Origin of the sequence: Brevundimonas sp. TWP2-3-4b2, assembly GCF_049897345.1 — a bacterium.
Classification (GTDB): Bacteria; Pseudomonadota; Alphaproteobacteria; order Caulobacterales; family Caulobacteraceae; genus Brevundimonas.
The window spans coordinates 602,837-615,563 of record NZ_JAFCWB010000002.1; the positions used below are offsets into that span (position 1 = coordinate 602,837).

The window sequence follows — 12,727 nt, forward strand, 5'->3', positions numbered from 1 at the left end:
TAGGAGCCATGACCGTCCTCGTATCGCCCCCCGCCATCCTCGACAGCGCCGACATCGGTGCCGACGAAGCCCTCTCCATCCTGCAAGGCGCGCTCGAAGGGGCCGACGACGGGGAATTGTTCCTCGAACGGTCCGAGAGCGAATCCCTCGTCTTCGACGACGGCCGGCTGAAATCGTCCGCCTGGGACGCCAGCGAGGGTTTCGGCCTGCGGGTCGTGGCGGGTGAAACCGCCGGCTATGCCCACGCCAACGAGATCAGCGGCCCCGCCATCCGCCGCGCCGCCGAAAGCGCCTCCCTCGCCAAATCCGGCCATGCCGGCACCACCGCCGAGGCCCCGCGCGCCACCAACCAGCAGCTTTACGAGGCTATCGACCCCCTCGCCTCCCCCCCTTTTTCCGACAAGATCGCCCTGCTGTCCGAGATCGATGCCTGGGCCCGCGCCCGCGACCCGCGCGTCGTGCAGGTTTCGGCCAGCCTGATCGGCGAGCGTCGCCAGATCGAGATCCTGCGTGGCGACGGTCGGTTGGTGCGCGACCTGCGCCCGCTGGTGCGGATGAATGTTTCGATCACGGTCGAGAAGGACGGCAAGCGCGAGAGCGCCTCGGCCGGGGCCGGCGGCCGCGCGGGCTTCGAGACCTGGATCGCCCCCGACCGCTGGCAGGCCCAGGTCGACGAGGCCCTGCGCCAGGCCCTGGTCAATCTGGAGGCCGTGGACTGTCCGGCCGGCGAGATGGACGTGGTTCTGGGTGCCGGCTGGCCCGGCGTTCTGCTGCACGAGGCCATCGGCCACGGCTTCGAGGGCGACTTCCACCGCAAGGGGTCGTCGGTCTTCTCGGGCATGATGGGCCAGCGCGTGGCCGCACCGGGCGTCACCGTCGTCGACGACGGATCCATCGCCGGACGCCGCGGGTCCCTGTCGGTCGATGACGAGGGGACGCCGACCTCGCGCACGGTCCTGATCGAGGACGGCATCATGGTCGGGCTGATGCACGACCGGATGTCGGCGCGTCAGTTGGGTGCCCGCGCCACCGGCAACGGCCGCCGCCAGTCCTTCGCCCACATGCCCATGCCGCGCATGACCAACACCTTCATGGAAGGCGGCAAGGACAAACAGGCCGACATGATCGCCTCGACGAAGCGCGGTCTCTATGCGGCCAATTTCGGCGGCGGCCAGGTCGATATCACCAACGGCAAATTCGTCTTCCAGTGCACCGAGGCCTACCTCATCGAGGACGGCAGGATCACCGCCCCGGTGCGCGGGGCCACCCTGATCGGCGACGGTGCCACAGCCTTGCAGCGGGTGCAGATGATCGGCGACGACTTCGCCTTCGACCCCGGTGTCGGGGTCTGCGGCAAGGGCGGCCAGGGCGTCCCGGTCGGCATCGGCCAGCCCAGCCTGAAGATCACCGGCCTGACGGTGGGCGGCACGGCGGTCTAGGGCACCGGCCTCCACTCCGGCCCGACCACGTCCAGGCCGCGCCCCTCGGCTTGATCAAGCAGTCCGCCCGGTTCCGCCACGACAGAGATGGGCGCGACGACCATCGTCGTTCCTGCGCCGGCCAGCGCCTTGCCGACGGCCTCGGACCACTGGGTGCGCCCCTGGGCGATCAGCGTCTCGTCGGCGAACCACTGACATCGGTCCGCCGCCCATTCCCGAGGATTCGCCAGCACTGCGGGTACGTCCTGACGCGTCCACGCCAGACCTCTCGCCCGCACGCCCTCAACGCCACTCTCATTGGTCATGATCGCCGCCGTCAGACAGGCGACCTGGCCCTCGTCCGGGACGGCGACCGCTTCGTCGATGTGACGTCCGTTCATATTGCCGACTTCGTCGACCGGCTTTCGAAACCGTCGAGCGGCGTCCCGGACGACGTCGCTGGCCGACCGGCCGGTGCCCGGCCGATACCTGAGCTGCGCGCCCAGCAGGTCGTCGGCGATCCAGGTCAGGCCGCGCGTCTCGTAGTCGCGGCGGTGGGCGCGTTCCCGGTCGGCAAGACGGGTCTGCCACTCGGGAGTCAGATAGTCAGCCGTCGTCTTGCCTTCCGGCAGATGCGCCCGGGCGCGCCGCAGCCGAAAATAGTCACCGAGGGTCATCGTCGCCGACTGGGACAGGATCACCGAATCCGCCCGGGCCACGGCGGCCTCGAGCGCCTCGGGACGCCACGGCGTGTCGGCAGGCACGCCGGCCAGCGAGCCGACGAGGATCACCGTCGCCTCCCCGTTCTGTACCAGCCAGACCGGCGCGCCCGATCTACGGGCGACAACGACGATGTCGTCCAGCACGGTCGCCGATTCTTCCTGGGCCTGTACCTTGGCGGACAGCGCCAAGGTCACGACTAGCGTGAGGATGATCGCCGAGACCAGCAGTGACTTGTTCATGGTCGGTGCATCCCCGGTCCGGGCGAATGCCGGGTCTTGTCGGCCTTCCACTCCGGCCCCACCACCTCGAACCCCTGCGCTTCAAGCCCGTCCAGAACCCCGCCCGGCTCGGCCAGAAGCCTCAGCGGGGCGACCGCCAGGGTGACACCAGGCTGGTCGAGCGCGGTCGACAGGGCCGTCAGCCATTGGCCCCGGAGCTGGGTCCCGATCTCGGGATCGCCCCACGGCCAGCATTGGCCAAGGGCGACGTCGAGCGGATTGGCGATCACATCGGGAACCCGCAGGCCGCGCCAGTCCTCGGCGCGATCAAGAAAGGCCGTCGGCCCCGCCTCCGCCGCCAGAACCGCCGCCGCGATACAGGGGGCGGACGCCGAAGGCGTGGCGGTGATCAGGTCATCGACCAGTTCGTCACCGCGCACAAAGCCCACGGATTCGCCCTGGATACGGGCCCCGCGCGCAGCGCGCCTGACCACATCCTCCACATCGCGGCCGCCGCGTCGGAAGCCGGCCTTGTCCTGAAGCAGGCTGAACTGCATCAGGAAGAACCCTTGCTTGCGCCAGTCGTCATTGCGTTCGTCGGCCATGACGGCCTCAAGCCGGGTCTGGGTTTCGGCCGGCAGCCAGTCGGCCGTCGTGGTGCCTTCGGGCAGCCGCGCCACCGACCGGCCACGCCAGATCAGGCGGATGATGTCGGCCGGCGATACGCGGCCCTCGGGCGGATAGAGGATTCGGTCCGCGCGGGCCGTCGCCGCCTCCAGGCCTTCGGGATTCCAGGCGAAATCCCGGGGCAGCCCCCGGATGCCGCCGACGAGGATCAGCGACCGGTCGCCCCGGCTGACCTCCCAGATCGGGGTCTGGGATCGCCGGGCCAGCACGACCACATCGTCCAGCTGGGTCGCCTCGGTCTCCGGCCCGGTCTGCGCCTGCGCCTGCGCCTGCGCCTGCGCCGGCACCGAAGCAGACGTGAGCGCGAGGGCACAGGCAGCAACGGCTGCCGCGACTTTATAAGACATGATCACATCCCCACCTGATCATTGATATCTCAAGTACAAAGAAGGCGAAAAAGGCACTTATACCTTACCGGCATGTAATGATGGCGGATATTTAATCCACCTGTCTGTCTTGTAACTGGAGACAACCGCGACAGACGACCACACCTCTCACCACATGACGAGGGGAATCCTGCAATGACGAAGACCATTGTGCTGGCGACGACGGCGCTCCTGCTCACGGCCGGTGCCGCGTCGGCCCAGACGCCCGCTCCGGCTCCGGCGACACCGCACGCCGCCCCCCAGGTCGACGCGAACCAGCAGGGCGTTCTGGTCTTCACCCCCGACTTCTTCACGGACCAGCGGCCCAACACGGCCCAGGACATGGTGGGCCGGATTCCGGGCTTCAGCGTCGTCGACGGCGACGGTAGCCGCGGCTTCGAGGGCTCGGTCGGCAACGTCCTGGTCAACGGTTCGCGGCCGGCGTCCAAGAACGACACGGGCTCGGCCGTCCTCTCGCGCACCCTGGCCAGCCAGGTCGAGCGTATCGAACTGGTGCGTGGCGGCGCACCGGGCATCGACATGCAGGGCTTCGCGGTCGTCGTGAATGTCATCACACGAACCGAGTCCAGCCGGCAGTCGGTGCTCACCCTGAACGGCAACATCTTCGCGGGTGGCCAGGATATCTTCGGCGGCTCTTATCAGTTCACGGCCAAGGAGGGCGAACGGACCTGGGGCGTGACGCTGAGCGACGGGATATCGATGAGCGACGCCAACGGGGTGGGACCGGTCATCCGCCGCGACGCCAGCGGCGCGATCATTCGCCAGGAAGACTTCTTCAACGACCAGTACGGCGGCGGCACCTCGATCCGGGGCAATTTCGCCACGCCCTTGATGGGCGGCAAGATCGATCTGACGGCGCGATATGGCGTCAACGACTACTACAGCATCAACCTGCAAACCTCGCCCACGACCCGGCGCGAGAACCTGTTCGAGCAAGACGGCTCAGGCGGCGAATTCGGCGTTGTGTACACGCGCCCCCTGAGCGCGCGCGTGAACCTGGAAACCCGGTTCATCCACCAGTTCAACGACTTCGATAACGTCTCGACCTCGCGGAACCGCGTCAGCGGCGTCGACAGCCCCGAACAGCGCTTCATCTCCGACGGCAATGCGTCCGAGACCATCGCCCGCGGCCTGCTGCGCTTCGAGCGGTCGGCCGCCCTGACCTTCGAAGGCGGCGGCGAGGTCGCCTACAATATGCTGGAGACCGAACAGGCCTTCACCGTCGGTGGCGTCGCGGTGCCGCTGCCGTCCGCCTCGGTCACCGTCGAGGAAACGCGGGGAGAAGCCTTCGGCAAGGCGACATGGCGCATCCGCCCCGACCTGATGCTGGAAGGTGGCCTGCGCCTGGAGGCCTCGACCATCACCCAGTCCGGCGACGCCGATCAGGAAAAGAGCTTCTTCTTCGCCAAGCCCCGGGTGCTGGCGACCTGGACGCCGATGGCCAACAACCAGTTCCGCTTCCGCTTTGAACGCGAACTGGGTCAGCTCGATTTCGGCGACTTCGCCGCCTCGTCAGATCTGGACGAGGAGAATGTTCTGGGCGGCAATGCAGACCTGGAGCCCGAGCAGCGCTGGATCGCCGAGGCGACGTACGAGCGGCGCTTCTGGACCGACGGTATCGTCAGCCTCGGCCTTCGGCACGACAGGATCGTCGACGCCATCGACGTGATCCCGCTGGACGGCGGCCTTTCGGCGGTCGGCAACATCGGCGACGGAACCCTGGACCAGCTGGCCCTCAACATCCTGGTGCCGACCGACAAATTCGGCTTCACCGGTGGCCGGCTGGGCTTCCGCAACACCTGGAGCCACACGGAGGTCACCGATCCGACCACCGGCGAAACCCGCGCCATCTCGGGCGTGCGTCCGTCGCAGGCCACCTTCACCGTCGCCCAGGACATTGCGTCGTGGAAACTTCAGTGGGGCGGGGCCTATATCGCCAAGCTGAGCCAGACGAGCTTCGATCCGGACCAGACTTCAGGATTCAGCGGCGTGAACTATTTCGAGTTCTGGGCCGAGTACAAGCCGACGGCCACCCTGTCGCTGCGTGCCCAGGTCAACCTCTGGGACGATTTCGAGGTCCAGCGCATGGTCTTCGCCGCCCGCACGGCGGCCCGGCCGATCGCCTTCGTCGAGAACCGCTACATCGACCCCCGGACCTTCGTGTCGCTGCGGCTGCGCAAGACCTTCTAGGCACGGCAGCCAAAAGCGGCGATGGCCCCGGAGCCGCCCCAAGCCTGTCGCCGAATTAATCCACCTGTCCCGCTTTTAACTGGAGGCACCGCGCACGGTCGCGCACCTAGGCCGCAACGGGGAGAGGTTCCATGAGAAAAACAGTCTGGCTGGCGGGTGCGGCCCTGTGTGCGCTCGCCGCTCCTGCGATGGCACAGACCGCGCCGTCGGCGGCACAGGCACCGATCCCCACCGGTCCTGCGAGCCGCGCGACCGAGGCCGACTCAACCCAGCAGGGCTTGCTGGTGTTCGAACCGGCATTCTTCGCCGACGCCCGTCCCGACACGGCACTGGACATGATTGCCCGCCTGCCCGGCTTCGGTCTGGACGGCGGTGACAGCGGTACCCGGGGCTTCGCCGGGGCCGCCGGCAATGTGCTGATCGACGGCGTCCGACCCTCGACCAAGAGCGACGATCTCGAGCAGATCCTGCGCCGCATCTCCGCCGCCGGCGTCGCCCGCATCGACCTGATCCGCGGCGGCGCACCGGGCATCGACATGCAGGGCCGGTCGGTGATCGCCAATGTCGTCCTGGTCCGGACGGTTGTCACCGAGCGGGTCATCGAGACCAACGCCTATTTCTATCCCGACGGCCACATCGGCCCCGTGGTCTCGGCCCGCTGGTCGCGGCGCGAGGGCGACAACCAGATCGAGGGCTCCATCAACGCCTTCTCGGACCGCACCGATGGCACGAGCGACGGTTTCCGTCGTCGCTATGACCCGGCCGGCAATCTGATCCAGGACGCCGATCTGGTGCTGTGGGACCGCATCCGTACCGTGCGAGCCACCGGTGCCGTCCAGCGCCGCGCGGGCGGCGGCCTGCTGAAGGTCAACGGCCTGCTGAGCTGGTTCGGACACGAGAACGCCCAGGACCTGCTGATCCGCTCAGGTGTCGGAACTGACAGCTTCAACGACGAGGATTCCGACTCGGTCGATGGCGAGATCGGCGTCAACTGGACCCGCGACCTGAGCCCGCGCCTCGGCCTCGAGCTGACCGGCCTGCAACGCTATTCCACGGATGCCTATACCGGCGTTTCGACGGGTGCCGGCGGCAGCTCGACCTTCACCGGCGACGCCACCGCGGGCGAATCGATCGCTCGCGCCGCACTGCGCTACCGTCCCGACGACCGGTTCGCCGTCGAAACCGGAGGCGAGGTCGCCTTCAACTTCCTCGACAGCAAGAATGCGTTTGAAGAGAACGGTGTGGTCATTCCCCTGCCGTCCGCCTCGGTCCGGGTCGAGGAGTTGCGCGGCGAGGTCTTCGGCCAGACGACCTGGCGACCGAGCCCCAAATTCACCCTCGAGGCGGGCGTTCGGGTCGAGGTGTCGGAGATCAGCCAGTCCGGCGACAGCGACCAGTCCAAATCCTTTGTGTTCCCCAAGCCGCGCCTGCAACTGACCTGGACACCGTGGACGGGCCATCAGTTCCGGTTCCGGGCGGAACAGGAGGTCGGACAGCTGGACTTCGGCGATTTCGTCGCCTCGGCCGACATCGACATCGGCCAGGTCGAGGGCGGCAACCCCGATCTCGAGCCGGAGAAGTCCACCGTAATCGAAGCGATCTACGAGCGGCGCTTCCGAGGCGAAGGCGTGCTCGATTTCACCCTCAGCCATGCCGAGATCAAGGACGTGGTGGATGTCATTCCCCTGACCGGAGGCTTCGATGGTGTCGGCAACATCGGCGACGGCCGGTCGAACTTCTTCCAGACCCGCCTGACCCTGCCCATGGACGATCTGGGCGTGCCCAATGGGCGCCTGCAGGTGCGTGGCAGCTGGTCGCAAACATCCGTGGTTGATCCGGTGACCGGCCAGGAACGCCGGTTCCAGGGCAACCAGGCCTTCGGCTGCGGGGTGAGCTTCAATCAGGACCTTCGCGGCGGTCGCTGGTCGTGGGGTTTCCGCCACGGCTGCAATATCGACAGGGGCACGGCCTTTCGCGTGCGCGAGATCCGCCGGTCCTATGCCGAGCCCGACGTCGATCTTTACGCTCAATGGAAGCCGCGCGCCGACCTGACCGTCCGCGTCGATCTCGGCAACGCCACCAACCGTCGCCAGGGCTATGATCGCGACATCCATGCCGGCCCGCGCGACACCGCCCCGCTGGCGTTCCGCGAGGTGCGCCGCACGCAGATGAGTCCCTGGCTGTTCGTCCAGATCAGAAAGACCTTCTGAACAAGGCGCCCCACATCCCCTCAACGGTCGTGTGCTTCCTCCGCGCACGAAAAAGGGCGGAGCCGCGAGGCCCCGCCCTTTCTGTTGGCACGAACGCCCGGATCAGACCTTCGTCGCGTCGGTCGCGGGATGGTTTCCGGCGTCATTGGCCCCATGCGACCAGCTCTTGATGAGGAAGCTGATCAGGATGAAGAACACACCGATGGCGATGCCGCCCCAGCCGAGCTTCTCGAAGATCTCGAGCGAGGTGCGCAGGGCCAGGCCGGGGTCCAGAACCTGACCGCCGACGGTCTCCGTGCCGGCCAGACCCGCGATCCAACCGCCCACGAACTGGGCGATGGAACTGGCCAGGAACCAGACGGCCATCATGAAGCTGACGACCGAGGGCATGGACAGTTTGGTGATCTCGGACAGGCCGACCGGTGACAGGAACAGCTCGCCCAGCGTGTGGAAAAGATAGAGCAGCGCCAGCAGCATGATCGGCATCTGGAAGGCCGAATCGGCCATCCCCGCGCCCCACACCACCACCATGAAGCCGAGCCCGACCTGGATGATGCCCAGGCCGAATTTCATCACCGGATTGGGGTCCATATTGCGCTTGGCAAGGAAGGCCCACAGCGCGGCCATGATGGGCGCGAAGATCAGGATGAAGCCCGCGTTGAACGACTGGGTCTGTGCCGCCGTGATGGTGGCGTCGATCCAGAAGCCGGTGGGCGTGGCGATGCCCGCGGCCGCCAGCTGGGCCGGCGTACCCACGGTGACGCCCAGCAACTGGAACGCCGTCGGGGTCAGGCTCAGGTCAACGTTGCGGTCCGCAAACAGGTTCAGCGATGTGCCCGCCTGTTCAAACAGCGTGAAGAAGACCACCGACCCGAAGATCAGCACGACCGCCAGCATCATCCGCTCGCGCTGCGCCTTGGTCTGGCACACCTTGATGATGACGTAGAGAATGAACACAAGCGAGGCGACGGTCGCGGCCGTCAGGACCGAGCCCACCAGGGCGTTCCGCTGGACCAGCAACCAGATCAGGCCGACGCCGAGCGTGCCCAGCAGATAGATCGACCATTCGCGGTTCAGCGGCCCGAGGAACGGCTTCTTCAGAGCGGCCGGATTCGGCGGTTCGCCATGGCCTTCCAGCAGGGGCTTGCCCAGCATGAAGACGACCCAACCGAGCGCCATGCCGATGCCGGCCAGGCCGAAGCCCGCCCACCATCCGACCGTCTGGCCCAGATAACCGCACAGCACGGCAGCCCAGAAGGCCCCGAGGTTGATGCCGTAATAGTAGAGGGTAAAGCCGGAATCCCGCCGCGGGTCGCCCTGCGGATACAGCTGGCCCACGATCGTCGAAATGTTCGGCTTGAGGAAACCAACGCCCATGATGATCAGCGACACGGCCAGATAAAAGACGTTGACGCCGTTCATGTCACGCGTCTGGGTCATGACATACGACCCCTCCGCCAGGGTGGCGGGCAGGGGCGATGCTGCCGGCATGCCGGCCACGGCGATGCCGCCGCCTTCGGCCGGTCCGAAGGCATATTTCTGGCCATCGATGACGATGTTGACGTCCCGGTCGGCACCGCGACCTTCGGCCGAGATTTCATAGATCTGACCGCCGTAGGTCAGGGTTTCGGTCGCGGGACGGCCCTCGAAGGCCATCAGGCCATGGCCGGCGACCAGCAGCAGGGCACCGAAGGCGATGGCCTTGCGCGTGCCGATGTAGCGGTCGGCCAGAATGCCGCCGACCAGCGGCAGCAGATAGACCAGCGAGGTGTAGGACCCGTAGGTCGACCCCGCCATGGCGTCATCGAACAGGAAATGCTGGGTCAGGAAGAAGATCAGGATGCCGCGCATCCCGTAGTAGGAGAACCGCTCCCACATCTCGGCGAAGAACAGGATGATCAGGCCGCGCGGGTGGCCCTTCAGAATCTGCAGCAGCACCGGGATGCCGGTGGCGAAGGTAATGATCAGGCCCAGGATGATAACGATGTTCATGCCCGTGCTCCTGCGACTGTCCGGGCTTCAATCCCGATGCGCGATGTAACCGCGCCCCCTGCGTCCGTCGTACTCAACGGCTCACTCCCTTGATGCTGCGCCCCACCTGACGCGCGAAAGGCGCATAACCAGCACGGTGAGGAAGACCGGACAAGAGTTAAGGGTAAATTGGCTGCAGGGTGGCGGCCGGCGCGGAGCATCGGCACGATGGCGGGATTCGGCGATATGGAGCGGTGGATGACCACGACACGCAGGGCAGCCTTGATGGGCATGGGCGGTGCCCTGGCGGTTTCGGCCTGCTCGCGCGGCCCGTCCGCGGTCGCTGTCAGGACACGGGATGTCGTTGCGGCCGGAGCGCCGGCGGCGCTGCTGGTCTGGGCGGTCGCACGCGAACGGCTGGCCGGGTGGCCGCGCAAGCCGGCTCCGGCCGCACTGGCCATGTTGCCTGCCCTGGCCGCCGGCCTGCCCGAACTGGGTGCAATGGCCAGCGGCGGCCGGCCGGCCAATCTGGAAGCCATCGCCGCGCTGAAGCCCAGGCTCGTCATCGACTATGGCGACACCGATCCCGAATACCGCGCGCTGGCGCAGGGGATGCAGACGCGTCTGGGTGTGGACTGGCATCTGATCGACGGCGCGCTGACGCGCATTCCGGCTGCGATCCGCGAGGCCGCGCGCCTGCTCGACGCCGGACCGACCGCGGGCGAACTGGCCGATGAGGCCGAAGCCGTGCTGGACCGCTGGGGCCGGGCACCGTCGGGCCCCGGCTTCTACTATGCCCGGGGTGCGAACGGGCTTGAAACCGGGTTTCGGGGTGCCCTGGCCACCGAGGTGCTGGAAGGCGCAGGCTGGACCAATGTCGCAGAAGGCTCGCGGGATATCGGCGGCGTGACCCGCGAACAGGTCGCCGCCTGGGATCCCGAGGTGATTGTGACCCTCAGCCCCGCGTTCGCCGAAGCCGCCCGCGCCGATCCGGTCTGGCGCAGACGCCGCAGCGGGGGACGCCGTCGCCTTCTGCTGCTGCCGGACCGACCCTTCGGCTGGATCGACCGCCCCCCCTCAATCAACCGTCTGCTGGGCTGTGCCTGGCTGGCCGATCCGGAGGGGTCGATCCTGACCGCAGCCTCACTGAGCCGTCGGATGTACGGCATGGCACCGTCCGAAATCCCGCGTCCGAGCTGGATCGCTTGAGCCGGCTGAAAGCCGTCTTGCCGGGGTGCGGCCTCGCCCTTCTCGCCATCGTCGGTGCCCTCGTGGTGCTGTCGACCGGCCCGCTCGCTGTGGCCCCCGCCGGGCTGTTGTCGGCCCTGTTCGGCCACGGCGCACCCGATGCCGAACTGGCCCTGGCCCTGCGAGGCCCGCGCCTGCTGACGGCCCTGACCTGCGGCGCGGCCCTGGCGGGAGCCGGGGCGGGATTCCAGATCCTGTTTCGCAATCCGCTGGCGGCCCCCGATCTGCTGGGCGTCTCGTCCGGGGCCGGCCTCGGCGCGGCCCTGGCGCTGCTGGCCGGGGCGGGGGCGGCCATCGTTCAGGGCGCGGCCTTCGCCGGCGGTCTGGCCGCCGGTGCCCTGGCCCTGGCCTGCGCGGCCCTGACCCGCAGCGGCGATGGCCGACTGGCCCTGATCCTGTGCGGCGTGGTCGCGGCGGCCCTCGCCTCGGCCGGGCTCGGTCTCGTGGTGATCGTCGCCGAGCCCTATTCGCAGCTGCCCGCCATCACCTACTGGCTGTTGGGTTCGTTTACCCGCGCCACGATGGTCGAGGCGCTGATCGCCCTCGCACCCGTTTGCCTAGGCGCGGCTGCCCTGCTCTGGCTCGGCTTTCGGCTGGACGTCCTGTCGCTGGGCGATGAGCAGGCGCGGTCGCTCGGCCTGCCCGCGCGACGCCTGCGCCTGATGGCCCTCGCCGCCGCCGCCCTGATGACCTCGGCGGCCGTCGCCGTGGCCGGGGTGGTCGGCTGGATCGGCCTGCTGGCCCCCCATGCCGCGCGCCTGATCGTGGGTGAGCGGGCCGGGCAGCTGATCCCCGCCTCGATGGCGATCGGGGCCCTGTTCGCCATCGTCATCGATCGGCTGGCCACCGCCTTCGGTCCGGCCGAGATCCCGGTCGGCCTGCTGTCCGCCGCCATCGGGGCCCCCGCCTTCCTGCTGTTGTTTGTCCTGACGTCGAGGCGGTCATGAGCGATCTGCACCTCGAAGGACTGGTGGCCGGACGCCCGGGCCGGAGCGGCAAGGGATTCCGCCTGCCGCCGCTGGACCAGACGATCCGGCCTGGCGAGATCATCGCCCTGATCGGCCCGAACGGCGCAGGCAAGACCACGCTGCTGAAGACCCTCGCGGGCCTTCTGGCACCGCTGTCGGGCTCGGTCGCCCGACCGCGGGCCGCCTATCTGCCGCCGCCCGGCGCGGTCGGGGCCGGGTTCACGGCCCTGCATGTCACCGCGCTGGGACGGGCGCATTTGCGCCGCTGGTCCTCCGGCCTCGCCCCGGCGGACATGGAGGCGGCCCGGGCGGCACTGGATCGGCTGGAGGTCGGCGACCTGGCCGACCGCCCCTTCGACCGGTTGTCCAGCGGCCAGCAACAGCTGGTCCTGATCGCCCGGCTGTTCGTGCAGGATGCGCGGCTTTGTCTGCTGGACGAATCGCTGGCCCTGCTCGACCCGGCCCACGCCCGCGCGGTCGAGGCCGCGATCCGGTCGCTGGCAGCCGAGGGCCGAATCGTCATCGCCTCGACCCACCATCTGCCCTTCGCCGCCCGCGCCGACCGGGTGCTGGCGCTGGGGCCGGACCAGGCCGAAATGGCCGCGCCGCGCCATGCCCTCGCACCCGACCGCATCCGCGCCCTGTTCGGCGTCGAGGTCGATGGCTGTCCCTGCTGCGGTCACCCCTTGAGTTAGGGCCGCGCTTGCC

9 protein-coding genes are annotated in these 12,727 nt (G+C 68.3%); 6 read left to right on the top strand and 3 right to left on the bottom strand.

Annotated elements, in window-relative coordinates:
* The first annotated feature begins 8 nt into the window (after positions 1-8).
* On the top strand, positions 9-1,439 hold the full coding sequence (gene tldD / locus ACP7AS_RS06580; RefSeq protein WP_426028054.1) for a metalloprotease TldD: 1,431 nt from the start codon (positions 9-11) through the stop codon (positions 1,437-1,439).
* Here the strand turns inward: tldD and ACP7AS_RS06585 are convergent.
* Together ACP7AS_RS06585 and ACP7AS_RS06590 are read right to left on the bottom strand one after the other, a co-directional pair.
* The gene (locus ACP7AS_RS06585) at positions 1,436-2,380 is read right to left on the bottom strand and encodes a TraB/GumN family protein (protein WP_426028055.1); all 945 of its coding nucleotides are present in this window, start codon (positions 2,378-2,380) and stop codon (positions 1,436-1,438) included. The genes tldD and ACP7AS_RS06585 overlap by 4 nt on opposite strands.
* On the bottom strand, positions 2,377-3,393 hold the full coding sequence (locus ACP7AS_RS06590; protein WP_426028056.1) for a TraB/GumN family protein: 1,017 nt from the start codon (positions 3,391-3,393) through the stop codon (positions 2,377-2,379). The genes ACP7AS_RS06585 and ACP7AS_RS06590 overlap by 4 nt, the downstream gene beginning before the upstream one ends.
* 174 nt (positions 3,394-3,567) lie before the next feature.
* On the opposite strand from ACP7AS_RS06590, the gene ACP7AS_RS06595 reads away from it, so the two are divergent.
* Positions 3,568-5,622, top strand: a complete 2,055-nt coding sequence (locus ACP7AS_RS06595; protein ID WP_426028057.1) for a TonB-dependent receptor plug domain-containing protein — start codon at positions 3,568-3,570, stop codon at positions 5,620-5,622.
* 131 nt (positions 5,623-5,753) lie between these two features.
* Positions 5,754-7,832 carry a TonB-dependent receptor plug domain-containing protein gene (locus tag ACP7AS_RS06600; protein WP_426028058.1) on the top strand — a complete coding sequence of 693 codons (2,079 nt, stop codon included), beginning with the start codon at positions 5,754-5,756 and terminating at the stop codon, positions 7,830-7,832.
* A 102-nt stretch (positions 7,833-7,934) separates the two neighbouring features.
* Here the strand turns inward: ACP7AS_RS06600 and ACP7AS_RS06605 are convergent, their stop codons facing one another.
* On the bottom strand, positions 7,935-9,824 hold the full coding sequence (locus tag ACP7AS_RS06605) for a peptide MFS transporter (RefSeq protein WP_426028059.1): 1,890 nt from the start codon (positions 9,822-9,824) through the stop codon (positions 7,935-7,937).
* A gap of 237 nt (positions 9,825-10,061) precedes the next feature.
* On the opposite strand from ACP7AS_RS06605, the gene ACP7AS_RS06610 reads away from it, so the two are divergent.
* The 3 genes from ACP7AS_RS06610 to ACP7AS_RS06620 are packed head-to-tail and all read left to right on the top strand — an operon-like array spanning position 10,062 to position 12,714.
* Positions 10,062-11,012, top strand: a complete 951-nt coding sequence (locus tag ACP7AS_RS06610) for a hypothetical protein (RefSeq protein ID WP_426028060.1) — start codon at positions 10,062-10,064, stop codon at positions 11,010-11,012.
* Positions 11,009-11,998: a FecCD family ABC transporter permease gene (locus ACP7AS_RS06615; protein ID WP_426028061.1), complete on the top strand. Its 990-nt coding sequence runs from the start codon at positions 11,009-11,011 to the stop codon at positions 11,996-11,998. The genes ACP7AS_RS06610 and ACP7AS_RS06615 overlap by 4 nt, the downstream gene beginning before the upstream one ends.
* Positions 11,995-12,714, top strand: coding sequence for an ABC transporter ATP-binding protein (locus tag ACP7AS_RS06620; RefSeq protein ID WP_426028062.1), 720 nt, complete (start codon positions 11,995-11,997; stop codon positions 12,712-12,714). The genes ACP7AS_RS06615 and ACP7AS_RS06620 overlap by 4 nt, the downstream gene beginning before the upstream one ends.
* The last annotated feature ends 13 nt before the right edge of the window (positions 12,715-12,727 follow it).